This is a genomic window from Bdellovibrionales bacterium, assembly GCA_019750295.1.
Classification (GTDB): domain Bacteria; phylum Bdellovibrionota; class Bdellovibrionia; order Bdellovibrionales; family JAGQZY01; genus JAIEOS01.
In genome coordinates this window covers 84,132-109,137 of sequence record JAIEOS010000009.1, presented here as the reverse complement: position 1 = coordinate 109,137, position 25,006 = coordinate 84,132, and the positions used below count along the sequence as shown (strand labels likewise).

28 protein-coding genes and 1 tRNA gene are annotated in these 25,006 nt (G+C 46.4%); 19 read left to right on the top strand and 10 right to left on the bottom strand.

The features are described 5' to 3' along the window. Positions 1–1,826: hypothetical protein (locus K2Q26_03350; protein ID MBY0314528.1), on the bottom strand; the 1,826-nt coding region annotated here is incomplete at its 3' end. Positions 1,827–2,005: 179 nt separating this feature from the next. Between K2Q26_03350 and K2Q26_03345 the strand changes: the two genes are divergently transcribed. The 4 genes from K2Q26_03345 (at position 2,006) to K2Q26_03330 (ending at position 4,199) form a co-directional block, all read left to right on the top strand. Then, entirely contained in the window at positions 2,006–2,500 is a 495-nt protein-coding gene (locus tag K2Q26_03345; GenBank protein ID MBY0314527.1) for a hypothetical protein, read from the top strand. Positions 2,501–2,547: 47 nt separating this feature from the next. Then, positions 2,548–3,522: a serine/threonine protein kinase gene (locus K2Q26_03340; protein MBY0314526.1), complete on the top strand. Its 975-nt coding sequence runs from the start codon at positions 2,548–2,550 to the stop codon at positions 3,520–3,522. A gap of 160 nt (positions 3,523–3,682) precedes the next feature. Further along, a complete protein-coding gene (locus K2Q26_03335; GenBank protein ID MBY0314525.1) occupies positions 3,683–4,000 on the top strand; it encodes a hypothetical protein in 318 nt (105 codons plus the stop codon). Between the two features lie 22 nt (positions 4,001–4,022). After that, positions 4,023–4,199 (top strand): hypothetical protein, encoded by a 177-nt coding sequence (locus K2Q26_03330; protein ID MBY0314524.1) that lies wholly within the window; start codon positions 4,023–4,025, stop codon positions 4,197–4,199. A gap of 38 nt (positions 4,200–4,237) precedes the next feature. Here the strand turns inward: K2Q26_03330 and K2Q26_03325 are convergent, their stop codons facing one another. Further along, a complete protein-coding gene (locus tag K2Q26_03325) occupies positions 4,238–5,563 on the bottom strand; it encodes a CCA tRNA nucleotidyltransferase (protein ID MBY0314523.1) in 1,326 nt (441 codons plus the stop codon). 28 nt (positions 5,564–5,591) lie between these two features. Here K2Q26_03325 and queG point away from each other — a divergent pair, with 28 nt between their 5' ends. Both queG and K2Q26_03315 read left to right on the top strand, forming a co-directional pair. After that, positions 5,592–6,611, top strand: coding sequence for a tRNA epoxyqueuosine(34) reductase QueG (gene queG, locus K2Q26_03320; GenBank protein ID MBY0314522.1), 1,020 nt, complete (start codon positions 5,592–5,594; stop codon positions 6,609–6,611). 122 nt (positions 6,612–6,733) lie between these two features. Next, entirely contained in the window at positions 6,734–7,258 is a 525-nt protein-coding gene (locus K2Q26_03315) for a hypothetical protein (protein ID MBY0314521.1), read from the top strand. Between the two features lie 69 nt (positions 7,259–7,327). On the opposite strand, the gene K2Q26_03310 is transcribed toward K2Q26_03315, so the two are convergent. After that, on the bottom strand, positions 7,328–7,819 hold the full coding sequence (locus K2Q26_03310) for a hypothetical protein (GenBank protein MBY0314520.1): 492 nt from the start codon (positions 7,817–7,819) through the stop codon (positions 7,328–7,330). 148 nt (positions 7,820–7,967) lie between these two features. On the opposite strand from K2Q26_03310, the gene K2Q26_03305 reads away from it, so the two are divergent. Then, on the top strand, positions 7,968–9,566 hold the full coding sequence (locus K2Q26_03305) for a tetratricopeptide repeat protein (GenBank protein MBY0314519.1): 1,599 nt from the start codon (positions 7,968–7,970) through the stop codon (positions 9,564–9,566). Here the strand turns inward: K2Q26_03305 and K2Q26_03300 are convergent. Continuing rightward, on the bottom strand, positions 9,563–10,516 hold the full coding sequence (locus K2Q26_03300; GenBank protein MBY0314518.1) for a glycosyltransferase family 2 protein: 954 nt from the start codon (positions 10,514–10,516) through the stop codon (positions 9,563–9,565). The genes K2Q26_03305 and K2Q26_03300 overlap by 4 nt on opposite strands. A gap of 112 nt (positions 10,517–10,628) precedes the next feature. Here K2Q26_03300 and K2Q26_03295 point away from each other — a divergent pair, with 112 nt between their 5' ends. Beyond that, a complete protein-coding gene (locus K2Q26_03295; protein MBY0314517.1) occupies positions 10,629–11,003 on the top strand; it encodes a hypothetical protein in 375 nt (124 codons plus the stop codon). A 16-nt stretch (positions 11,004–11,019) separates the two neighbouring features. Here K2Q26_03295 and K2Q26_03290 read toward each other — a convergent pair whose 3' ends face one another. Continuing rightward, positions 11,020–11,436 (bottom strand): hypothetical protein, encoded by a 417-nt coding sequence (locus K2Q26_03290; GenBank protein ID MBY0314516.1) that lies wholly within the window; start codon positions 11,434–11,436, stop codon positions 11,020–11,022. 163 nt (positions 11,437–11,599) lie between these two features. Further along, positions 11,600–11,676, bottom strand: a tRNA-Met gene (locus K2Q26_03285). A gap of 91 nt (positions 11,677–11,767) precedes the next feature. On the opposite strand from K2Q26_03285, the gene K2Q26_03280 reads away from it, so the two are divergent. Beyond that, entirely contained in the window at positions 11,768–12,739 is a 972-nt protein-coding gene (locus K2Q26_03280; protein MBY0314515.1) for a lysophospholipase, read from the top strand. Positions 12,740–12,810: 71 nt separating this feature from the next. Next, entirely contained in the window at positions 12,811–13,713 is a 903-nt protein-coding gene (locus K2Q26_03275; GenBank protein ID MBY0314514.1) for a transposase, read from the top strand. 181 nt (positions 13,714–13,894) lie between these two features. On the opposite strand, the gene cdd is transcribed toward K2Q26_03275, so the two are convergent. Beyond that, a complete protein-coding gene (gene cdd, locus K2Q26_03270) occupies positions 13,895–14,356 on the bottom strand; it encodes a cytidine deaminase (GenBank protein MBY0314513.1) in 462 nt (153 codons plus the stop codon). A 79-nt stretch (positions 14,357–14,435) separates the two neighbouring features. On the opposite strand from cdd, the gene K2Q26_03265 reads away from it, so the two are divergent. The 3 genes from K2Q26_03265 to K2Q26_03255 all read left to right on the top strand — a co-directional run bounded on the left by K2Q26_03265 (position 14,436) and on the right by K2Q26_03255 (position 16,772). Then, on the top strand, positions 14,436–15,524 hold the full coding sequence (locus K2Q26_03265; GenBank protein MBY0314512.1) for an endonuclease/exonuclease/phosphatase family protein: 1,089 nt from the start codon (positions 14,436–14,438) through the stop codon (positions 15,522–15,524). A 189-nt stretch (positions 15,525–15,713) separates the two neighbouring features. Then, positions 15,714–16,238, top strand: coding sequence for a hypothetical protein (locus tag K2Q26_03260; GenBank protein MBY0314511.1), 525 nt, complete (start codon positions 15,714–15,716; stop codon positions 16,236–16,238). A gap of 33 nt (positions 16,239–16,271) precedes the next feature. Further along, positions 16,272–16,772, top strand: a complete 501-nt coding sequence (locus K2Q26_03255) for a hypothetical protein (protein ID MBY0314510.1) — start codon at positions 16,272–16,274, stop codon at positions 16,770–16,772. A 64-nt stretch (positions 16,773–16,836) separates the two neighbouring features. Here the strand turns inward: K2Q26_03255 and sppA are convergent, their stop codons facing one another. From sppA to K2Q26_03240, 3 genes are all read right to left on the bottom strand, one after another. Further along, positions 16,837–18,600 carry a signal peptide peptidase SppA gene (sppA, locus tag K2Q26_03250; GenBank protein MBY0314509.1) on the bottom strand — a complete coding sequence of 588 codons (1,764 nt, stop codon included), beginning with the start codon at positions 18,598–18,600 and terminating at the stop codon, positions 16,837–16,839. Further along, positions 18,597–19,628 (bottom strand): ferrochelatase, encoded by a 1,032-nt coding sequence (gene hemH, locus K2Q26_03245; protein ID MBY0314508.1) that lies wholly within the window; start codon positions 19,626–19,628, stop codon positions 18,597–18,599. The genes sppA and hemH overlap by 4 nt, the downstream gene beginning before the upstream one ends. A gap of 89 nt (positions 19,629–19,717) precedes the next feature. Next, the gene (locus K2Q26_03240; GenBank protein ID MBY0314507.1) at positions 19,718–20,179 is read right to left on the bottom strand and encodes a hypothetical protein; all 462 of its coding nucleotides are present in this window, start codon (positions 20,177–20,179) and stop codon (positions 19,718–19,720) included. Between the two features lie 75 nt (positions 20,180–20,254). On the opposite strand from K2Q26_03240, the gene K2Q26_03235 reads away from it, so the two are divergent. From K2Q26_03235 to K2Q26_03210, 6 genes are read left to right on the top strand one after another with little or no spacing between them, the layout of a single operon-like run. Next, on the top strand, positions 20,255–21,553 hold the full coding sequence (locus K2Q26_03235; protein ID MBY0314506.1) for a methyltransferase domain-containing protein: 1,299 nt from the start codon (positions 20,255–20,257) through the stop codon (positions 21,551–21,553). Further along, positions 21,532–22,254, top strand: a complete 723-nt coding sequence (locus K2Q26_03230; GenBank protein MBY0314505.1) for a hypothetical protein — start codon at positions 21,532–21,534, stop codon at positions 22,252–22,254. The genes K2Q26_03235 and K2Q26_03230 overlap by 22 nt, the downstream gene beginning before the upstream one ends. Continuing rightward, on the top strand, positions 22,251–23,000 hold the full coding sequence (murI, locus tag K2Q26_03225) for a glutamate racemase (GenBank protein ID MBY0314504.1): 750 nt from the start codon (positions 22,251–22,253) through the stop codon (positions 22,998–23,000). Before K2Q26_03230 ends, murI begins: the two co-directional genes overlap by 4 nt. Positions 23,001–23,044: 44 nt before the next feature. Next, a complete protein-coding gene (locus K2Q26_03220) occupies positions 23,045–23,704 on the top strand; it encodes a succinylglutamate desuccinylase/aspartoacylase family protein (protein ID MBY0314503.1) in 660 nt (219 codons plus the stop codon). Continuing rightward, positions 23,694–24,503, top strand: a complete 810-nt coding sequence (locus tag K2Q26_03215) for a 2,3,4,5-tetrahydropyridine-2,6-dicarboxylate N-succinyltransferase (protein MBY0314502.1) — start codon at positions 23,694–23,696, stop codon at positions 24,501–24,503. Before K2Q26_03220 ends, K2Q26_03215 begins: the two co-directional genes overlap by 11 nt. A gap of 2 nt (positions 24,504–24,505) precedes the next feature. Beyond that, positions 24,506–24,985, top strand: a complete 480-nt coding sequence (locus K2Q26_03210) for a 6-carboxytetrahydropterin synthase (GenBank protein MBY0314501.1) — start codon at positions 24,506–24,508, stop codon at positions 24,983–24,985. Positions 24,986–25,006 lie beyond the last annotated feature (21 nt).

Sequence of the window (25,006 nt, the reverse complement as noted above, 5' to 3'; positions counted from 1 at the left end):
AGATTCGATTTAAGAAGATAGCTGTACTCAATTCCCGCTAAATATTGCATTTGCATCGATAGATTCTGCATCTCGGAAGCCTTACCCAAAAAGATCCCCGTGGGAGCCACATTCGCACGAATTCTTAAATATTGTCGCGAAGCCAAATTGAAATTAAAGTTAGCTCCCATCAAGACTTTTAATGTGTCCATTTTAAGAAGTTGTGCTCCAGCCACTCCCGCATCGTAAACTAAACTGCCGATAGAACCTTGGGTTCCTATCACCAAATCAAACCATCTCGTTAACGAATATCCCGCGCCGATGTTGAGAACTTTGCGATCGTAACTTTGCTTGGACTGTCCCGCTGGAGTGACGACACTTACGCTGACGGGATTGTAATCAAAGCCAGAATACACATGCATAGTGTCTGTCAATCTTCGCTCGTAATTGATGAAAAAACCTTGGGTGAGAACCGCCTCATACGTCGCCGATCCAAAACTTGAAGTTTGCGAGGCGGTCTGCTGTAGGAAACGAGATCCCAAAGAGAATTTGTTTTTGCGGTCGCCAATTTCTACGACTTGCATTTGAGATTCAACTTGCGACGCCGGAGCTCTTTTTCGTTTCGGTTTAGGTGCGGGTAACGGCTCCGACTTTAAAACGGGCTCGGGCACAGGTTCTGGCTCCGGTTCGACTTTCGCAATTCGCATCTGCGGTTGTTTGATCGTTTTAAAATCGTCTTCGGTAATCTGTACGACGGATCTCTCGCTCTCGGCTTCGAAGTCCTGATGCTCCTCTTGAACGAGCACGAGCTCGTAGTTTCCAGGCTCATTAGGACGCCATTCGTCGTCGTAAACTGGAGTCCAATTCACATCTTCCGTTTTTTTGACATAAACTTGAGCCCCTTGTTTTAAATTGCGAGAGACTGTCACCTTAGGAGCGATTTGTGTCGGAGACGCTTTGTAACTTTCTTTTCTGTAGGAAATGTTCAAACCTTTTTGATTTTCAAGCGTCACCACCACCGGCACCGCTTCCCGTCCGTCTTCGGTTTTTGCAGTAATTCTATATTGTCCCGCCGGAACTTCGACAGACACATCACGAGACTTACTCATAAAGGGCTTATCTGTAACATCACCCGTACTGAGATCTTCGATCTTGAGAGATGTAATGACATCGGTCGCTAGGATTTTAATTTCCTTATTCTTTTTCCCAAGATAAATGCGACCGTTATTTGCCGGGGAAACGATTTTAAATTCCTCTTTACGAATCGGAGGGGCAGTTGCAAAATCCAGTTCCTGATCCTGCTTAATGATTTGCGCAGCCGGTGTCCCATTTTTCTCTTTAACTTCAACGTCTCCGCGCAAAGAGATGACTTTCAGCTTATCGCTCCCCTTGTCCTGAATGATCTTTACTCTGGAATCATTGAGGTTAACAACCATGTCTTTGTTGTTAATTCGAAGAACGATGGACTGCTTAGATTTACTATCAAAAATAAGGGAGCCGAAGCTCATGTCCAACGTCTTAACCCCATTCGGTCTTTCGATTTTAACTAAGCTGTTTTCATTAATTGCAACTTGAACGCCTTCGATATTCAAATTGGCTTTGGCATTTTCGTGAGTGAACACCGTACTCTGATTGACCACATCACGCTTTTGCTTAACGCCAGACCAACTGCTATAGGTATCTTCTTTATACTCGACTGTCCCAGTTGTAGACGTAAATTCACCAATCACTTCGCGATCACTGCCACTGCCACTGAGATACTTATCAAATACGATAAGGCCAAGGCCGAACACCATGATCAAAATGAAGACCACAAATATAGATTTATTTGTCTTTGTTTTATTCACATTTAAAGTCTATGAATTTTAACGGGAAATTTATACTGACCTTCCACAGTTTCTAGTCCAAAAGCCGTCTCTCCTTGAGACAGAGCGACTAAATCCTTAACTTTTCCATACCTTCGCCGATAAGACCTATATGAAAGTACTAACAATTACCGGACTAACATCACTGCTTTTTTTTAAACATGGCCTGCTCTAAGTCGCAAAACGTCGAGCGCGACCTCAATCCGAACAGCTACACTTTTAAGGTTTTGTCGCAAACGACAGCCAAAGCCGATGGCTTTTCGGACCTCACCGTAGAAATGCAAGTCATGGATTTCTATGGAAAGCCCTTGGCAGGACATGTGACGCAATTCACAACTTCGGTCGAAAGCGGAATTAATTATTCCTCATGCAGCCCATCAGATTCTTCGGGCATGACCGTGTGTAAAGTTCGCTCTCATCGGGATGGAATGAAGAGCTTAAACATTCCGTCGACAACTCAAGCCTTGCAAGTGGAATTTGAACCCGCAAAAGACTCTAACGCCATGCTGTTTGATGCCGTGAGCGGCGGGCACGCCAAATTGGCGGCGGGAACGGACACCGTCACCGGCACTGCTGGAAAAGCCTACAACGTTCCTCGTCAGGAAATTCCTTCTATTATGGGTGCCATCCGAACTGACGTTTCCATTCGTCAATAGTCATATCCTGACTTGAGTCTGCTCACGACTTCATTTACTTTGAAGGCGTGAGTCACGAGAGTTCTTTTTTTAATCTGAATCCCGAAGGCGTATTAAAATTCGTGGAAAGCTACGGCTTCACGACGACGGGCCGTTTTATGCAATTGAACTCTTATGAGAATCGCGTGTTTGATATTTTTTTGGAAGCCTCGCCAGAAGCTCAAAAGTACCAGGAGCGCGTTGTTGCGAAGTTCTATCGCCCCCACCGCTGGCCTCATGCCTCCATCGACGACGAGCACCTTTTTCTGAATGAGCTCCATGCCAGCGAAGTCCCCGTCTTGCCTGCGATCGCCTCGCCGAGGGGCCGAACTCTAGAAGATGTCGACGGAATCTGGGCCTGCCTATTCCCAAGAAAAGTGGGACGTATGCCCCAAGAATTTCTCGAGGGAGATTTAGAGCGAGTCGGTCGACTCCTCGCTCAACTTCACAATATCGGCGCTCAACAAAAGGCAAAACATCGACCGACTTTTGGCTCTGACGATCACCCCGGTTGGTCGGCTTTGGAAATCCTTGACGGCTGGATCGCACCGGAAGTTTCTCAACGTTACATCACAGCGGCCGAAACTATTCTCGACTACCTTGAGGACTATCTCATTCCCAAAAACTTTATCCGCATCCATGGAGACTGCCACCGCGGGAATCTTTTATCTGACGGAAATAAATTCTTCTTTGTCGACTTTGATGATTTTTTAAATGGTCCTCCGATTCAAGATTTCTGGATGCTTCTTTCTGGAGATCCTGAAACCGCCTCTCAAGAAATGGATCAACTTGTAAAAGGTTACGAAAGTCTGCGTGAATTTGATGATCGCGAAATCCAATTGATTCCCGCGCTTCGTGGTTTTCGCATTTTATCCTATGCGGCGTGGATTGCTCAGCGTTGGGCGGATCCCTCATTCCCGAGACTCTTTCCCAACTTTAACTCTTACCTCTATTGGGTGGAAGAGGCCGAAGCCCTCGAAAAAATAGCGTGGTCCCTCCGCTAGGCCGGAGTGGCTAAATCCTGATCACCTGTTGTCGAGATTCAACATGTCCGTCGACGTCTCAGTCTGAAACACGGAAATGCCTATAAAATTCAACAGCTTGAGGCTCATTTTTTGCCACCCTTTGGCCACCCTTTTGCAGCTTCCCTGGTAGGGGGACTTTATGCGTATCTTATTAATTCTGATCATGCTCTTGGGGCCAATAGCGTCGATCTTGGACATCTCAAAGCCGCAAACAACGGCAACGACAAGAGGTATCGCTTCCACTGAAGATTACCAAACGTGCAGCTTTGAATCCGGCGAAACTGGAAAAATTAAATTTAAAGGCGCTACAAAAGAAGAAGCCTTCGAAAGAACAGCAAAAGCCTGCTTAAAAGCTCGGATGGCTTTCTACGTTACTTCTCGCGGCAGCGCTCCATCCACCGAACGCCAGATTCTTTTTGCCGAAGATTGTGTGAATAAAACCTTTTGCAAAAGATAAGTGACCCGGCTATTTTAAACTTATGTTAAAAGCCATCGCAGATTTTTTATTTGGAAAAGACGCTAAGATCTTTAACGCCAAAGGCAAAGTGGAGCACGATCTCGGTCCACAAAAGTGGAACAAATGGGGCGAGCGCTTCTCCTCCAATCCCGATTACAATTGGAAAAAACACAAAGGCCGCGAATTCAAACGTAAATAAAAAAAGTACGCCAAAAAAAAGGTACGCCGATCCTTTTTTTAGTTGATGAGTTTTTGGATGTGCTGGAGTAGGATTTTTTTGTCGGTGATTTTTTCAAGAAATTGTTTCTTATGAGCGGCTTCCAGGTATGTCTTCATCTCGGGTCCTGATGACACTCCCATTTTGATGAGATCGTCACCCTTAACTAGGGGTTGAGGAAGCTGACCCGCTTCGAAGTATTCCTTAAAATAATGATCGAGTTTTTCAAAGTGAGCTGCGGTTTTTCCGAAAGCTAAAACTTCCGTGCGCCAGAAGTCCACACTGCCCTTTTCTTTTTGTCGTCCCCAAACAAACAAATCCTCAAGCTGGATCTGATCGGCTTTCACCCACAGAGCCCCACTCTTAATCGTCGCCCAGATTTGTTCTTTTTCGGAGTTAGCGAGCTTCATTAAATCCATTTCCGTCTTTAAGCGAACCTCAGCCTCACCGGGAGATCCGGTCTTTTGCCGCCAAAACCGATAACGATAAAGATAAAGATGCATCCACCCCTGCAGGTAATTCCAGTTGGCCTTATCCGCGCGCTTGATAAAATCCTGCCAAGCTTGCGGGATGGACTTTGGAGTCACCTCATTATTATCAATGCTGAGGTTGTAGTCTGTCATGTCGAAATACATCGCCATCACACCCAAATCTCGGGCGCTTTCAAAAAAAAGTTTTCTAAAATTTCTGGGACTTCCGCTTCGGCCGAGGACCGAGTCGAATTCCATCTTCACTCGCTCCATAGAAATCGAACTGAGGCCGGGCACATTGTTCTTCATCGCTTCGAACGTCTTGGGCTCAATCGCGAATTCGAGGATCGCCGAAAATCTTAAACCGCGAAGGATCCGGAGATAATCTTCTTTAAATCGAACATCGGGGTCACCGACGGCTTTTAAAATCTTGTTTTGAACATCCTCGACACCTCCGACGAAATCCATCAGCTGATCATTGAGAGGATCGTAATAAATCGCATTTACAGTAAAGTCTCTGCGATAAACATCCTTGTCGATAGTGGTGTATTTTACACTTTCCGGATGGCGCCCATCGCTTTTTTGAGAATCTTCGCGAAAGGTGGAAACCTCAAAACTTTTTTTATTGATAACCACCATACTGACGCCAAAACTTTTCCCCACCATCTCGACTCGATCAAACAAGGCTTGAATGTCCTCGGGTGTGGCATCTGTCGCAATATCTAAATCGCCGGAAGACGCCCGCTTTCCCTCGATCAGGGCATCGCGAACACACCCTCCCACAAGAACGGCTTTAAACCCCTGACTTTGTATTTTTTTAAGAATCTCTTCGACTTCGGGCCAATCACTGTGAGAGGTAAAAATTGCTCTATCCATGATCCCAAGTATAGACTATATTCCGATCATGCCAACGGATAATTCTGCAATCCTCTCCCACGTTCTTCGACAACACGGCATTTCTCATTTTGGATTCTCATCTCTCAATGAACCGCTGAGTTTAAGTATTTATCAAAGTTGGCTCGATCAGAATTATCATGGCGACATGGAATATCTCAAAACGCATCTTCCAATTAAACAGTCACCCCAAACAAAATGGCCCCGTGGCCAATCGGCCATTGTGCTGAGCTTTCCTTATAAAAATGAATACACCCCAAAAGACAACCCCTTCCCGAATCTCAATATCGCTAGCTACGCCCGAGGTCCCGACTATCATTTTACATTGAAAAAAATCATGGGATCCCTATGTGAAGATCTAAAAAAAATTTTCCCGGACGAAGAATTTTTAGGTTTCACCGACTCTTCGCCGATCCTCGAGCGAGATCTGGCGTATCGGGCCGGCCTGGGATGGTTCGGAAAAAATTCCTGTATTATCGATCGTCAACGGGGCAGCTTTTTCTTTATCGCCGAAGTGATCACCTCCCTCGAGCTCTCCGGCAACGCATCTCTTGTGAGTGATCATTGTGGCACTTGCCGAAGATGCGTCGAGGCGTGCCCCACAGAGGCCATTTTGCCCAACCGCACTCTCGATGCGACCCGGTGTATCTCGTACTGGACCATCGAGTCCAAGACGCAAGCGCCCGACGCCCTCAAAGAGAAATTCGGCGACTTATTTTTTGGCTGTGATATCTGCCAAGACGTCTGCCCCTGGAATTTGCGACTTCACAAAGAGTCCGCACCGGCGCGGGAGCGACAGAACACCATCGAAGACCTCAAGTGGATTCTGGAGTCTTCGCACAATCAAATTTTAAAGCGGGTTTACGGTACCCCCTTGGCCCGCGCCGGAGCCCTCGGTCTCAAACGGAATGCGGTGATTGTGGCGGCGAACATTCATGCTCAGGAGCTTCGACCCGCGATCCAAGCCTACGTCGACGACGCCAAAATAGGAAAAGTGGCCGAGTGGGCTCTTTTAAAACTCGGCGTTTAAGCCCATTTTTTACGCAAAAAGCACGGCCAAGGTCAGCATTTTGAATTGATCCTTAAAAACCCGTCACTTTATCTCTGATTTAAGTATAAACCTAAGAGATAGAATCTAACTAAGGAGAAGGTATGTCTAAAGCGTGGAAACTTCTGACAACCAAAACCGGTGAAACCGTAAAAATTGATAGCGAAGATTACGATCGCGTGGCCGAGAAGAGCTGGCGGGTCATCTATCGTGGTAAAGAAAAGAAGCCTCTCGTCGTCACAAGTATCCGTACAGGTAGCTCGTCGCGAACGATGTCCCTCGGACAATTCTTAATGAAGCCCCGTAAGGGAAAAATGGCCTATCCTCGCCGCTGGCAGAATGGTCTCGACTACCGCAAAGAAAATATCGTCGTTTGCAGCATGAAGGAACGTCAGCGTATGCTCCCGAAGCGCGCCGAAAAAACCTCCTCTCGCTACCGTGGCGTTTCGTTCATTCGCTCGAAGAGAGTGTGGCGTTCGCGGATCGAAAAGAATAACAAAGCTTATTTCTTAGGAGATTTTGCCACCGAGGATCTGGCCGCGAAAGCTTATAACAAAGCCGCCCAGGAACTTTTTGGCGATGTGGCCTACCAAAATCGCATCGAACCTAAAAACCGACGCAATAAATAGTTTTTATCCACTACAAATAAAAAAAGCCAACTCTAAGAGTTGGCTTTTTTATTTTCCAAAGACAACAGATTACTGAGCCGCAGGTGTGTCTGAAGAAGAGCTAGTTCCGCCACCGCAGTTAAATCCAGCACCTTCAAGATTTGTTTTAATCTTATTTGTGACGGTATCGCAATAGTTCATGTCCACTTTAGCGAGAGCTACAGTTTTATCTTCGCCCGCTTTATTGTAAACAACACCGCATCCACCATCAGTTACATTTAATGTTGTGATTTTGCGAGTATCGCTTTTGTTAGTGCAAGTGACTGCAGATTTTTCTGTGCCGGTGATTGAAGGAAGACCACTGCCATCTGTTGATGGGGTTGTTGTCGTTTCCTCAGTAGAAGCTGTTTTTTGCTTCTTAGACTTTTTCGCAGTCTTCTCTGGAGCTGCATCTGTCGATGTTGTCTCCGCTTTTTCAACAGTCGTTGGAGCTTCTGTCGAAGTTGTTGCAGTTTCTGTTTTCTTTGTTGAAGAGCAGGCTGTAAATGCCACAGCTGCGATGATCAAAATGATAGATTTCATGTTGGACCTCTCGGTTTAATGGTTAAAGTTGCACTCCAAATAATACATTTTACGCCTCTGAAATACAGCTAAAACTGGGCTCCTAATACCGCGCATTACAGCGTCACGAAGGTCGACATCGGCTACTGTTTCTCTCTACACTTTCCCTATGACCTACAGATTCCAACGTGTTTCAAAAATCACACTCCTGTGTTTTGCAGGTCTATGGGCGCTTCTTTTCGCAACCTACAGCGGCGCTTTGACCGGGGAATTTCTTTTTGATGACGAGTTCTTGGTCATTAAAAACACGTTCATTCATCAATGGCCGTCGTGGAAAACCATCTTCACGTCCTCAACCACGATGGGCTCAGGCGGGATCGACTCCTTTTACCGTCCCCTGCAAACATTGATTTATTATTTTGTTTATCAAGTGGCAGGGGCCTCGGTTTTAGAGTTTCATTTCCTGAATATTTTTATCCACGGACTCAATGCCTGCCTAATTTATGTGCTAGGCATCCACCTCCGCTTTTCCCGCCTTGCTTCTTATATCGGAGCCTTAATCTGGATGTTGCACCCTCTTCATACGGAGTGCGTGGCCTACATCAGCGCCACGGCCGACTCTCTCTATGTTTTCTTTAGTCTCGTGGGCCTGATCTCTTTATTCCCGACCTTCTCCGTCAGGAGAATAGCAATGGCTTCGGTATTTTTTGTTCTTGGACTTCTCACCAAGGAGTCCGCCATCGTTTTTCCCGCACTTGCCTTTGTGTCACTTTACGTCAGCCCCGAACGACCCTCTCGGTTTGCCCGAGCCGCCCTCCGAACACTTCCTCTTTGGATCATTGCGTTCACCTACTTGATTCTTCGCAAAACTGTGCTCGATTTTGATAACAGCTTTCAATTTTATGCCACTCCCAATATTTATACGGAAAACATCCTCTTCCGATTTTACACTTTTCTGGCGACGATTCCCGCCTATCTGCAGTTGTTGGTTTTTCCCACAGAGCAACACTTCGACCGACACTTTATGGTTTTTACTGATCCGTTAGCCACTCAGGTCCTGACCGGAGCCGCCTTTCTCGTGGCCGCAACTTTCTACGTGCTGATTCCTTGGCGAAATAAAAACAGAGCCCTCGTGTTTGGTTTCTTGTGGCTCGCCTGCGCCCACTTCCCTCACACGGGAATATTCGTCCCGGTTAATGCCCTTATTCTAGAGCACTGGATGTATTTCCCATCGGCGGGACTCTTATTAGGAGCCGCCTCCGCGTTGGGACTTTGGCTTCAAAAACTTCATTTCGCTTTGAACCTTCCCCGCCTCTTTGTTCCGGTGCTGAGTGTGGTGGCCGCAGCGCTCGTTCTCGGAGCTGAGAGCTATCTCACTTTTCAGCAAAACAAAGTCTGGGCCAACCCTATCGCGCTCTATTCTAACAACATTCGTTATAATCCATCGGGATCGGCCCGCATTTACAACAACCTCGCCATGGCCTATGACGAAGCCGGCCGAGTCTCCGAGGCCATTATGACTTACAAACAGGCCATCGCTATTCAAGACAACTATCCTCAGACCCATCACAATTTGGGTCGATCTTACCTTCGACAAAATAATACCGATGATGCCATCAAAGAATTTGAAACCGCCATCGCTATCGATCCCAACTTTTATCATTCCTACGCAATGCTGGCGCAGGTCTACGAAAAGCTCGGAGATGTCCAAAAGAGCCAAGACTATTATAAAAAGTTTCTAGAGATTCGAAAAAAGTTTTTCCCCTAAGCCGCGGGAAATCGCCGTTTTGCATTCGGCATTTTTTCTTTGTGCTGAAGGATCTTCTGCATCATTAAGAATTGATCATTATGATAACGACGTTGCGAATCAAGAATCAATCCGACTCCGACAAAAACCGCAGAGAGAATCATCAAGCTCGCCGCCAGAATGGCTCTTGGCACCGTCGAGACAAATCCCGTATGCACATAATCCATGATGGGAGCCCAACCAGCGACAAGGCTCAAGCCGACGCAAAACAGAGAGATGAAAAAGAAAAAGTGAAGCGGTCGATAGTCTTTCATTAATCTAAATATAAAACTCAGAATTAAAAACCCATCACCAAATGTCTGAAGCTTCGATTCACTGCCGTCGGGTCGCTCTCGATAGGTGATCGGAATTTCTACGACCGAATAGTTTTTAGAAAGCGCTTGTAACGTCAGTTCGGTTTCAATTTCGAAAGCTTGGGAATGGAGCGGCACTTGGGCCACGAAATCCTTTGAGAACACTCGAAACCCAGAGAGCATATCCGTAATTTTCTGATGAAAAAAAGAACTGACGATTTGGGAAAGCAGGTGATTCCCGAACAGATGAAAACGGCGGAAAGCCCCGGGAGCAAACGTTTTTAATCGTGTGCCCACCGCCATATCGTAACCCCCCGCCCGCAAAGTCTCAATCATCATCGGTGCTTGATCCACGGGATAGGTATCATCCCCGTCGATCATCACATACACATCGGCATCGACCACTCGAAAGGCGTGGCGGATGACATTGCCTTTGCCGCGCAAGGGGGAGAACACAACGGTGGCACCTGCTTTATGGGCCCGCTCTTTCGTTCTGTCGGTGGAATTATTATCGAAAACAAAAATCTGGGATTGAGGGAGAGCTGCACGCGCGTCTTGAACCACCTTGGCGATGGTGATCTCTTCGTTGTAACAAGGAATGATCACGGCGACTTGCATTTTTTAGAACTCCTACTCTGTCTCATTTCGGTATAAATCGGACGAGAGTTAACTCGACTTTGACCTTGCCACTTCTCAGGCCTTACTTATATTAGAACTTTAGGAGATTTTTATGGCAAGAAAAGCTTTGGCTCTGTTCGCACTCATCATCGCGATGCTTGTCTCTATTTACGGTCCTCAGCTTTTCTCCGATGGCGATCTGGAAAAACGTCGAGTGGAAGAAATACTTCAACAGGGGAATCCTGCAAAAGCCAAGGTGATCGACAAACGCATCGAACGCATTCGTCAACCGGCAGAGGGAAATCAGGAAACTCGACTCTTCATCGTTTTAGAATACGAGGGACAGATTCACGAGCAACAATTTCTAAAGGGCTTCCCCGAAGTTCGAAGCGAATGGGAAAAAGTGAAAATCGGAGACACGGTGAACATCCGGGTGCATCCCGAGCATCGAAGCTCTTTCGTCGCACCCGATTATTTGGCTCAATAATATATTTCTTACGAATTTACTCGCCCGCGTCTTCGCTCGGCTGCCCGATCGTGTCGTCCGGATCTTGGGGGTGCGAGGCGCTCGCATTTAAACAGAATTCCTTGAGGCTTTTCATATCCTCTTCGACGCTGTCGGCGTTAAGAAATGGAGTTTCGAAGCTCGGCTGTTGTTTAAAAATATTGAGCATGCTTTGCATGAGAGTGGATTGATAATAGCAGTAGTTGTACTTTGCGACGAGTCCGCAGTCGCTTGATTGCTGGTTGACCGCAAGTTTTGCAGAAAGTACGTCGATCTTAGTGGCCTCGCCATTTTTCTCTTTCTCTTCCACTTCCGCTAAATTTTGCTTTTCGGCTTCAATCTTATCCCAGCATTTAAACTGAGCGAACGCCTGTGTAGACCCAACCATGAACCAAAGAACTAACAATAAACGCATGAATCCTCCCCAAAGAATAGAAGATGGAGATAGCCCAATTCACCCGAAAGGAGAAGCGGGGCTTTAACGATGACATGCTTTGTAAAAATTCCCTAGATTAACACTCTGGGGAATTGAATTTCGCGTCTAGGCAAAATTTTGAGCAAAAATCTGCGCGAAAATTTGGTAGCGGGAGAGGGAATTGAACCCCCGACACGCGGATTATGATTCCGCTGCTCTAACCAACTGAGCTACCCCGCCATCGGTAAAATGAACTCCGTTTGTAGAACTCGTGGCCGTTGGAGTCAAGAATCAATTGCAGGATATGTCCTAAAACTGTTAGTAAAGAACAGTGTTTTCAAGCATTTCCTATTTATTAGCCCTAGTCCTCTTGAACCTCGCGGAAGCCACCGAACCTCTGCCTTGGGACGACTTTTTAGCGCAGATGCAGCAATCGGAGTTCTCCTCTAAACCGATAAGTTCATCCTCCACCCTCCCCCTCAAAAATAACCTGTATCGATCTAAAAATGAGTCTCCTGTGGCCGTGGTCTTCACACCGGGAATGGGCGAACCCACCCTTAAGTATTACGAACTGGCCACGGCCTTCGCTCCCTTAAAGGCCACACTTTATTTTTGGGATCACATCGGACAAGGCTTTTCCTCCCATCAACTCACCGATGATCGCGGAAAAACTCACATCGACAATTTTGACACTCACGTCGAAACTTTAAAAGAGTTCCTCAAGTCGATCCGCTCTCGGCACCAGAAGATTTATTTTGTGGGGCACTCGATGGGAGGTCATGTCGGGTTAAGGCTCCTCAGAGAATCTCCCGAGCTCATCGATAAAGCTGTTGTGTCCTCTCCCATGGTGGATATCCGCCGATACTATTTGCCGATCCCGGCGATTCGAGCCCTGTTGTCTTTTTTAAACCCGACAAACTATATGTGGGGAGCCCCGGTGAAAAAATCAGGACACACCGTTCTCCTCACCCACTCCGAAGAGCGCAAAAAAAACTACCAACGAATTTTAGAGAAATATCCCGAGGTTTTACGTCGCTGGGTGACGGTTCAATGGGTCAGCGAGTCGCTGGCCTCCATCCAAAAACTCAATGCGCCTCAGGCCCGGCCCATAGAAAAACCGATCCTTATGCTCACGGCGGAACACGAAGTCTTGGTGAGCCCCAGTGCACAAGAGGAATTCTGCTCCCAACAAAAGAATTGCAAACGACACCAGATCAAAGATGCTTACCACGAACTCTTCGTGGAAGAAGATCCTCTCCGACAGGAAGCTCTCCGTTTGACGTTGGATTTTTTAAAAAATTAAAAAACTGGCCCCTTACCTTGTGTTTTTAAAACCGAATAGTCTCGGTTTAATATTTGCTCTTTTCACACCTCATGAAAAGACACTGCCCCTATTGCACAACTCAAAGCTGTTCCTCCGAATTCAACCCCAAATCTATCCGTCAGGGACGCTTTTATCGAAAATCAGACTCCCAGTGGATTTTAAGATTTAAATGTTTGAGGTGTAAAAAAACATTCTCCTATGCGACTTTCCATCCCTGCTTTAGACAACATAAACGACATAAAAACTTAGCCTTAAAAAAACTGATCTGCTCTGCGGTCTCCCAGCGACGAGCCGCAAGGATTCTGTCCATTAATCGGAAAACCGTGGCGCGAAAGCTCATTTTTTTATCTCAAATTTCACAAAATAAATTTAAAACTGACTTAGATCAAATTAAGATCCCATTTCAAGTCATTGAATTTGATGATCTAGAAACCTTCGAACACACCAAGTGTAAACCTCTCTCGGTGACCTTAGCGGTAGAAAGTCGAACGCGAATCATCTTAGGTTTTCGAGTCGCCGTCATGCCCGCCAAAGGACGACTAGTTCACAAAGCCTTAAAAAAGTACGGACCTCGGAAGGATCAAAGAACTTTGGCACGGCGAGAGCTTTTTAAAGAATTAGCTCCGAGACTATTCCCCTATGCGACAGTTAAATCCGACTCTAATCCGCACTATGTCTCAGATGTTCAAAAGTATTTTCCCAAAGCGTTTCATGAGCGGCACATAGGTCAACGTGGATCTACAACCGGACAAGGGGAGCTTAAAAGAATCCGTTTTGATCCGCTATTTAGTCTGAATCACACCTGCGCGATGTTGAGAGCGGATATTTGTCGCTTGGTTCGTAAAACATGGTGCACGACGAAGAAGAAAGAACGACTGACGGATCATCTTCACGTGTATGTTAATTTCCATAATGAGAAGTTGGGAATAAAAACAGCCGTGATGGGTGTTTGAATGTTCTTGCATCCTGCAGGTCTTTCTCCCCGCCATCCGGGCGCGGAGACTTTCAATTTAGGTTAGAAAATTTAAAATGGCATCGATTGGAAGGAAGGCCGCTCAAAAATGACCAACGCCATCCGCTATAATGGCTACGGCCTAGAAGAAAAACCACAGCCAAAGGGATCAGTTCTAAAAATTAATTCCGCTCGAGAAGTTTAAAAGTCTGTGGCAGAAGGTCCTTAAACTGCAACTTCTTTTTGATTCCAGAAAGATTGCCGAGATAGACCGGAAAGTCCATGGCCACAAATTCACTAAGGACCTGCAAACACATTCCACAGGGTGTCGCCACAGGATCCTGCGTGTCTGTCACCAAAACCAGCAGTTCTAACTGAGAGTTCAAGCGATGTTGGCTGACCCAATTCCATAGCGCGACTCTCTCGGCACAGACGGTGGCTCCAAAGCTGGCATTTTCGACGTTACATCCAGAAATGTACTGATCTTTCCCTTTAAGTTTAAAGGCCGCGCCCACAAGAAAGCGCGAGTACGGAGCATAAGCTTGGCTGCGCGCTTTTTTAGCAACCTCATATCCTTCTTTAATTTCTTTGGCCCACTCTTCACTCATCATTCTCACGTTAATGTCCCGCAGAAGAACTGACAACAGAAACTCATTTTTTAGTAGATACGCATCACAAAATTAGTTACGGTTATTAGGTCTAGGGGAAATTTGGGGGGATTTTATGACTACGGAACGGTCATTTGTATTTGCGGCTCTCGCTGTCTTTGTACTCGTCTCTTGCGGACCTAATCGCCATTATGTGGAGCCAGCGGCGTCCAATGCGGCCGAACCACTTCCTCGTCTCTCCAACTATTCCAAAACGTCCGACCGAGTGACAATAATGACATGGAACTTGGAGAATCTGTTTGATACTGAGGATGATCCTAAAGTGGACGACGATACTTTCCTTCCACTGGAAGTGAAAAAGAAAATGCCTAAGCACGAAGCCAAGTGCAAAAAAAAGGGGACGTACAGTTGGGTTCATCAATGCCTTGAATGGGATTGGAACGAGTACGCACTTAAACTCAAAATGCAAAGACTCTCCGAAGTGATTCGCTCTGTGAATAACGGCAGAGGTCCCGACATTCTCGTCGTTGAAGAAATAGAAAATTTTAAAGTTCTTGATCGATTGAATAAGGACTTTTTAAAAGGGTTGGGCTACACCAGTTACCTCCAAGAGAATGGCGACTATCGCGGAATTGATGTGGGCATCCTCACCCGACTCAAAGTCACTAACGATCCTTATCTGCAAAAATTGCGATCTCGACCGGGATATATCATGCAAGTGGCACTGCCTGATGGTGAAAGATTAAACGTCATCGGTGTTCATTTCCCCATTGCGCCGACTCCCATCGATGAACGCCTCGAAATGGTGAAGTATATGATCGATTACGCCGATGCTCGAGACGATGAGTACACCCTAGCGGCGGGAGATTTTAATTTTCCCAAAAACGTCGAACAGCATTATGACATTATTAATAAATTTATTCGACCCTTTATGGTGCCGGCTCACCTTTACTGCAAAGATTGCGTGGGAACATTTTACGACTCTTACGATCGCGATTTCTCTTTCTTAGATATGGTCCTCATGAGCAAAAACTTTTTTAAGAAAAAGGCCACTTGGACTCTCGATGTGGATTCGGTTCAAGTTTACGCGCCTTTGCCATTTCAATGGGCCATCGATGATACGCCCGCTGACTTTGACCTTCCCGATATGTCAGGAGTCTCTGACCATTGGCCGATTGTTTTACAAATAGTTAAAACAAATTAAGCGGCGCCAAAACGACCACCTTGCTGCCTTTGGATCGAACCTGTTCCAAAAATGGAATTTTGTACCTAATTTGCCTCGATAACTTTGCGCGTGCTCAATTCGAATGCAACATATTTTGTTTTGACAGTATTTAACCCTCGTCGGAAAGTTTTAGCACAACAAAGAGCAAGAACTGCTCAAGGAGATTTTATGAAAGCATTATCCATTTTCACTGCTTTATTTGTCACGGTCGGCGCCTTCGCTTCCAATTCATCCGAATCGAATATCCCGACTCAACCGCCCATTTCCATCGAACAAAAAACGCTCATCTATTGCGATTACGTCGAGAGCGAAGCCTTCGCACTTTTTATGGATATGTATGTTTACAATGACGAAATCACCGGCGCCTACACTTTACCTGAATTCGGTGTTTTTCAAGGCGATGAGCAAACGGGATATCCCGACTATGTTTGGAACCACACGGAAGAGAAAGTGGAGATCACTCAACAGCAAATGGTTTCCTACACTTATAATTATTTTCTCTCGAAAGATCATCAGACGTTGGCCTTTACTCTTCCGGGCACCGCCGATGGTTTAACCCTCACCAAAGTAGATAATAAAATCCAAGATTTCGAACTCGCCGTAAAAGGTTTAGTCGGTCAAGACAAAACAATCGATGCGACTTTTACTTGTTATGACCCGACAACTAAGATTTCCGAAGAAGAAAATCGCTAATTCACATAACTTCATCAATACACGGAGGATTCGATGACAAAATTCATACTCTTAATCACTTCAATCATTTCTTTAAACGCCTGGGCTCATGTGGGTGGACCAAAACTTCCCCCAAAACCAGGCCCTGTCGGCAAACAAACGATTTACTGTGATTTCAATACCGAAAACTACAAACTCTTTATTGATCTTTACTTTAAATTTGACGCAAAGACCGCGTCGTATACCGATATGGAAGTTGGCGTTTTTCAGAACGAACAAGAGCCAATGTACCCCCACTACTTATGGTCCTACAACATTGCTCCATTTTTTAAATCGGGATTGATCGCCTACACGATCTACAATGACCCTAAGGGCATTCTTACCTTTATGCTTAATGGAAATCAGAACGGCGTGTTTCTTCCCAAGAACAAGGGAGTGATTCAAGACTTCTACGCCCGCGTGCACGGGCAGATGTACTACCCGTCTCACGCCCAATCGATCAATTACGATTTTCTCTGCTACGATCCATCCACGAAAGCTCGTAGCCGCCGTTAATCGTCGGCTACGGCGAGGTAACAGTTCCCTTTTTGAGTTGCGGAGCAATTCAAAAAGGGAACTGTTACCCTAGGTTAAAAAGGAGTCTAGCGTAGATGTTAGACTCTTTGTTTTTATGGGCCCAGGACCACATCTGCTTTACAAAAGGTGGCATCCAAGCTTCACCGAAAGATTCTAAGAAGCGATCGAGAAACTTTTTCTGATCGGGATAGACGACGACATCATAATCCTTAAGCTTCGCCAACTCAGCGGCTTTAAGAATCGCCTGATTTAAAGATCCCATCTCATCGACAAGACCAATCTCAAGAGCTTTCTGGCCGACCCACACGCGTCCTTCGGCGACTTCGCCCACTTCATTTTCATCCGCAAATTTCTTTCGACCCTGCTTCACCACATTGAGGAAAGTTTTGTAGGTCGTATTCACGTCCGATTGAATACGCTGCTGTTCATAAGCCGTCAAATTCCGAGAGCCCGACAACATGTCCGAGGAAGAATGGGTTTTCACTTCGTCAAAAGTGATTCCTAATTTTCCATCGAAAAACTTTTGTGTATTAAATAACAAGCCGAAAACTCCAATGGATCCCGTAATGGTTGTTGGTTCCGCATAAATATAATCACTTCCGGCAGCGATATAATATCCTCCCGAGGCCGCGACATCGGAGAAGGACGTGACAAGGGTTTTTCCTTTTTTCTTAAAGTACTCTAAGCTTCGCCAGATCACATCCGATGCTAAGGCACTTCCACCGGGACTATTCACACGGAGAACGATCGCCTTCACATCTTCATCCCGAGCCAGATCGCGAATGAGAAGCGAAAACTCATCCGAGTAGATCGCCTGAGTCTCGGAGCCGCGACCGGAGTAAATCTCTCCGTCCGCCATAATGACGGCAATGTGCTCATCTTGGGACTTCGACTTGATGTTTTTCTCGTAATAACTCAACCAATTGACCGTACGCGGCTCTTCATCTTCCGGAAGCCCGGTGGCCTTAAGGAGTTTCTGTTCCACCTCTTCGATCGGCGCGAGAAGCGTCACCAGCTTTAAGTTATACGCTTGAGCCGCGGTCGTGACCTTGAGAGTCTCCGCGAAGTCATTGAGCTGCTCCTGAGTAATTTCGGGATTCGATTTAGCGATCTGTGAAGTCACGTGGCCCCAGATCGTGGAATAGATTTCTGTGATCTGCAATCGATTCTCTTCGGACATCTTTTCTTTGGTGATCATTTCTCCGGCGGACTTAAATTTTCCAGCGCGAATCAGATTCGGCTCTACATCCAACTTTTCAAGAGTTTTCTTAAAAAACATACTTTGAGAATATATCCCATCCCACTCAAACTCCCCTTTCGGGTACATGAGGATTTCAGTGGCGGCAGTGGCGATGTAATACAGCTTTTCGTCGTAAGCCTCGGAGTAGGCGTAAATAAACTTTCCACTCTCTTTGAACTTCAAGAGCAAGTTTCGGAACGACTCTATTTTGGCCCAACCCGCATCGACCCAGCGAAGACGTAAATAAACACCCGCAATCTTTGCATCCGAAGCCGCCGAGTTTAACGCCTTCTCTAACTCGTACATACCGATGTCTTTCGACTTTTCTTGATAGATCATATCCTGAATCACGTCCGTCGGAAGACGCCGTTCTGTCAGTCCGCCCTCCACATGAATCACGATAATACTTTTGTCTTCAACAATCCCCGCCACGTCTTTGTACGATTCGGAGGCAATCAGACCGGCCACAACGGAGACCAGAAGGATCATACCGAGAAAGGTCAAAAAGACCACTCCCACCATCGTTCCAATAGCACTGGCTATGATTGTTTTAAAAAAATCCTTCACTGACGACCTCCGTTTTTTTCAATCAACTTTAATAACTGTTGCGACCAAAAAGGGTCGACGTTTAAACAAGGTATAGCCAAAAGATCTATACCTCCAGCTTTGATAAAATCTTCTTTCGCACGAATTTGAATTTCTTCGAGCGTTTCCAAACAATCCGCCACAAACGACGGGACCGCCACCACTAAACGCTGGACCCCTTGGGACACCAGCTGAGGAATCACCTCATCGGTGAAGGGTTGGATCCATGGGTCCCGCCCTAATCGTGATTGAAAACTGACACTGTACTGGGACTTCTCTAACCCCAGTTGAGCCACGATACGGCGAGTGGTCTCAAAGCTTTGAGCTCGATAACAGTTCTTGTTCACTTCGCTGAGTTGATCGCAGCAGGACTTACTTTTAGAGCAATGTCGACCGGTCTTATCGAGCTTTTCCACATGACGCTGAGGAAGACCGTGATAGCTGAACAGAATGTGATCATAGTCCCGTCCTAAGACTTTACCGGCCAGATGTTTTCGAATCAGCTGAACTTCGGAGTCAATATACTCCTCCGCTGCATAAAACGGTGGAACCCATCGAAGTTGAGATTTCACTTTAAGTTTTTCAGCCACCTGAAGCGCCTTCTGCTTCCAGGCCTCGTAAGATGAAAGCGCATACTGCGGATACAGTGGCGCCAGAATGATTTCGTCACAATCCTTAAGTTTTCCAAAAGCATCTTCGATACTGGGATTTCCATAATTCATCCCTAGAGCCACTGGCGTTTGTGGAGAGAGTTCTTGAAGAGCTTTCCGTAAACCCTCGGAATAGACCAACAATGGTGAGCCTTCGGGGGTCCATACCGATTTATAGGCATGCGAGGATTTATTTTTTCGAAAAGGAACGATGATCGCGTTGACCAAAAGCCAGCGAAACCAAAACGGCTTGTCGATCACATAGGGATCCATTAAAAATTCGCGCAAGTAATTTCCAACATCATAGGGCTCGGCACTGTTGGGTGTGCCTAGATTGCCAATCATTATCCCAGTTTTCATGGACTGATTTTTAGGAGATTCGTAGGGATTTGTCCAGAAGTTCGTCGAGAGGATCTTTGGAGACCCTTTGCCTTCGCTCAGGGTGACGGTCAGAATTTAAAAAAATGAGAAATAGTTTGCCACAAATAGCGGATCACGCTGCGGGGAGCAGCTTTATGGCCCTTAAAAAGCTCTTGAAGCTTTTGCTTTTGCGACAGCTCTAAGCAACCAGCGTTATCGATGATCGATTGAACACGCTCAATCGAGGCCCGATTGGGACGGGCATCGAAATGCATCACTTCAAACAGGCCCTGAGCCTGCTCTTTCTGAACAATGAGACCGGTGCGAATCCCATCAAATGGATTCCACTCCACCACCTCACCAAAGGCCGCCACGTGGAGCTTTACTAAGCGTTGATCCTGAGTTTCAAAATAGTAAAAATCCAGATCCTTGTATTGATACCAAAGGCTTTTGATTTCCATTCCGTCCATCTGGATGCTGTCATAGGACAAAAATTGAAGCTTTTGCGCCATGCTTTTAATAGATTCGAGGTAAACTGGAGCTGCAGACATGCATTATTTATCGGCGAAAGTTTACAGTTTCATGAGTTTTGTTGAACTTTAAAGCAAGATGCTAGAAAAAGGGCCATGCACAGATGGTCGTTAACCGCCGAAGGCGAAAAAAAGTTCAACTTTGGTCACCCCTGGATCTTCGCTGGCGACATCAACTCCTCGATTAAATCTTCGGTCGCCGGGCAATTGGTCCAGCTCACAGGACCTCGCGGAAATCTTCTCGGAATGGCCTACGTCAACCCCAACTCCCTCATCACTCTTCGCCGACTCAGCACCGATCCTCAGGCGCAAATCAATTCGGAGTGGGTGAGCGATCAACTCCTGAGAGCCGCTCAATATCGCCATCAGCTGGATCTTGCGCAATTCTCACACCGATTGATCTTTTCCGAAGCGGACAGTCTCCCCGGCCTCATCATTGATTGTTTTTTTACAGAGGACGACCGCCAGATTTTTACCTGCGAAGTTTTAACGGCCGGCGCCGAGATGCTTTTTAAAGAGAGCGAATCTATTTTTAAATCCTTCTTAAAAAAAGCTCACGACTCAGATCTTCCTTACCGCTCTTGGGAAAACACGACCCTTTTAATCAAGCGAGACAACTCCTTTCGTCGTATGGAAAAAATCGAGATCGCTCCCCTTCAAGCCCTCGGGCAGCTAGAAATTGAGAGTTTAAAGAAGGCCAAAATCCGCATTCAGTCGGCCTTTGACGGAAAACAATTCTTACTCTTTGAATGCGATCTCATCGAAGGACAAAAGACAGGGTTCTTTTTAGATCAACGCAATAATATCGAACTTTTTATCCGCCTGCTCAGAGCACAGAAGCCCCAACGCGTGCGCGTGCTCGACCTTTTTTGTTATGTGGGACAATGGAGCGCACAGATTGCCAACGCTTGCCGACAACTCGGAATTGAGTGCGAGGTGACGCCGGTCGATGCCTCGCAAAAGGCTTTGGAGTTCGCCCGGGAAAATATCTCGCCTTACACGTCAAAAATAAATCCGCTAAAGATGGATATCGTTGAAAAGTGCAACGAGCTTCCTCAAGGAGAATTTGACATTGTCATTTGCGATCCCCCCGCTTTGATCAAATCGAAAAAAGATGTCCATGCGGGGACGGCCGCCTACACTAAAGTCAACACAGCCTCTCTAAAATCACTAAAACCTGGGGGCCTTTTTGTCTCCTGCTCGTGTTCTCAGCACCTTGGCGATAAAGACTTAGTGGAGGTGTTAGCGACCGCTCTTCGCAAGTCGCATAAAAAGATGCACTGGCTCGCACGGGGGCAACAAGGTTACGACCACCCCAGTCTTATCGAATTTCCGCAAGGCACTTATCTCAACAGCTGGCAGGGTATCAGTCCTTGCCAAGAGTCCAATTCCTAACTACATTCCCCAACATGGTTTTTTCCGTATCGCGCTTAAAACTGAGCCTTAAAACGGCCGTCCCATTTATTCGGAAGTATTTTGCCGTTTTACTTCTGCTCCAAGCGACCAACTTCTTTTTTGCTCAGTGCTTGGCGTACCTTCAAGAACAACGGATGACATCTCGGGATGATTCTTTGGTGCCGATGATGATCGTGATCGCGCTGGTGGGATTTTTGGTCAACTCAGTCACGAAAGTGATTTGGACCTTACTGGCCTGCCACAATTTTGCGAGAGAAAAAACAATGGACGAACTCGAGTTTGTAAAAAACAAAATTGAGCCCAGCCTCATCGAATCATTGATCGCGTTTTTTCGCGCTGTGATCTACGGCTTCGCCTTCGTAATCCCAGGCTTTATTAAAATGATTCGCTATCAATTTGTGATTTTTATCGTGGCCTTAGAAAAAGATTACGACAAAGGGCAAATCAATGCTCTTAAGTGTTCGGAGCTCTTATCCCAGCGCCACTTAATTTCGTTAACCTTGCTCTTTTTTATCTTTTTAGCATTACTCTTTCCCGCCGGGAATAGCCCCATGGTTTCCTTGGCACCCGTTCGAGTGATTGGACTTGAGATCTTTTCATTTTTTATCATCGCTGTCGAAACACTGTACCTCCTTTATCTCTACAAAGATCTTCGAGCTCAGGTGAAGGAACTCCCATGATTGGCCTTTTTGATTCCGGAATTGGAGGGCTCACCGTTCTCGAGAAGCTCAGAGAAACGTTTCCGAAAATAAAATATTTTTATTTGGGAGACACGGCCCGCCTCCCTTACGGCACCAAATCTCCCGACACCATCCGTCGCTACACCGAGCAAAACATTCAGTTCCTCGCCAAGCAGGGAGTGACTCATATTGTTTCTGCGTGCCACTCGGCCTCCAGTGCACTTTTGCAGTTCAATATTCAAAGCCCCGTGCCTGTATTTAATGTGATCGAGCCCTCCTGCCTCGAAGCCAAAAAGAAGACTAAAAATAAAATGATCGGACTTCTCGCCACGCAAGCCACGGTGGATGCCGGGCAATACCAAAAATTAATATCTCAACCCTTTGTCCTTAAAGCTCAGGCGTGTCCACTGCTCGTCCCTCTTGTGGAAGCGGGCTGGACCGAGGACACCATCACCGACCAAATCATTTCCCGTTACGTCGCTCCACTTCTCAACGCGAATGTGGACACCATTATCCTCGGTTGCACTCACTTCCCTCTGCTTAAAAACGCCATCCAGAAAGCCGTTGGCCCCGGAGTGAGTCTCGTCGATCCCGGTGAATCTCTCACTGCACTCATTCGAGAAAAGGACCTCTCCAATGGCGGAGGTGTCGAACTCTTTTTGACGGACACCTCCCCCCATTTTGTAAAGGTCGCTCAGAAAATCCTGAACGATCCCCACTGTAAAATCTCTCACGTCGATCTCTAAATCCTGGGTGGACTTCTCAACTTGAAATTGCTATGGTCAACGCAATGACACGCGCCCATAATTTTATTTTCGGTTACACAAGAAACAACGTTCCCATTCCGGCATACCGCTTCGGCCATTCTGGAAAACGCATACTGATTTTAGGGGGCGTTCATGGTGACGAGGTGGAAGGAATTCAAGCCGCCCACGGACTCCTCGGTGAGTTTCTCAAAAACTACCCCCTCAAACTCGAAATCACCCTGGTTCCCGTTTTTAATATCGACGGAATGTTAACCCTTCATCGTCGCAACGGTCACGGTGTCGATCTCAACCGAAATTTACCGACGACGGATTGGTCAGCGCAGTTTACTCGCGAGCATTATCACCCGGGGCCTGTGGCCTGCAGCGAACCCGAAAATCAAGCCCTCGTGGAATACATCCAAAGCTTTAAACCGCAGTTTATATTAAGTCTCCACTCTTGGGAGCCTATGCTTAACATCAATGGGGATTGTAAAAAAATCGCCCAGGTGATTTCGTCTTACACAGGTTATCGCGTGGCCGACGATATCGGCTACCCGACGCCGGGATCTCTCGGCACTTATGCCGGACTTGAGAGAAACATTCCTACCCTCACTTACGAAGTGGAGCGCTATCTTCCAGCGAGCGAAGTGATTCGTGTCCATGTTCCAGCAATTATCGAAGGATTAAAAGTTTATGAATCATGATCAATTAAAAGCCCATATCGAAGCCGGATTTATCGCACCCAATGCCGACACCGAAAAATTCGTCGATCACGCCTTCGATCTTTTAGATCAGGGACAAATCCGGGTTTGCGAAAATAAAAACGGCGAATGGATTGTGAATGAATGGGTAAAAAAAGCGATCCTACTTTTTTTCCGTCTTAAAAAGATGTCCGTGATTGAAAATGGCCCGTTCACTTTTGTGGATAAAGTCCCTCTCAAGCAATGGACTGGGGGCGAAGGCGTACGCGTTGTGCCTCAAGCTTTAGTCCGCCGAGGCGCTTTCATTGAGGCCGGCGCAGTCCTCATGCCCTCTTACGTGAACATTGGTGCGCACGTGGGTAAAGGCACGATGGTCGATACCTGGGCCACAGTGGGATCCTGCGCCTACGTGGGTGCAAACGTGCATCTTTCGGGCGGTGTTGGCATCGGTGGAGTTCTCGAGCCTCTGCAAGCCAAACCCGTGATTATCGAAGATAATGTTTTTGTCGGAAGCCGCTCTATCCTTGTTGAAGGTGTTCATGTGGCTCAAGGCGCAGTGATTGGCGCTGGTGTGACGATCACCGGCAGCACTAAAATTTTGGATGTCACCCAATCGCCAGCAACAGAATATAAAGGATTTGTTCCCGAAAATTCGGTAGTGATTCCAGGCACACTCCCAAAAACGTTTGCCGCTGGAACCTACGGTGTCCCATGCGCGTTGATTATTGGTCAGCGGAAACCGAGCACGGATTTAAAAACCTCGCTCAATGATGCTCTTAGAAACTTCGAAGTGTCGGTCTAAAAATGTCGTACAGCCTTTACATAAAAAAAGAGAATTTTAAGTTTTCGTCTTCACATTTTACCATTTTCGGCCCCGATGAAGCCGAAGCCCTTCATGGACATAATTATCTCGTGGGCGTGCGCATCTCTTTTAAAGACATTAATAAAGATATCGATCTCAAGTATGATTTTAACGAAATCAAAAAAGTCGTCCGCAGCTTTTGCGAGCGACACGACGAGAAAATTTTAATCCCCGAGCACAGTCCGTACCTCAAGATTCAAGAGAGTCCTCACTACAAAAATCACACCGAAGTGATCTATGCCGATCGCCACTACTGCTTTCCAACTCAAGAAGTACTCAAAGTCCCAGTGGCCAATATCACGTCAGAGGCTTTAGCGCGCTACGCATGGTCGGAACTGTCTTACCGGCTCCCGAAGGAGCTCACCAAAGTCGTCGTCTTTATCAAAGAGACCGCCGGTCAAACTGCCGCATACACTCAGTAAATCGAAGGGTAAAACTATGTT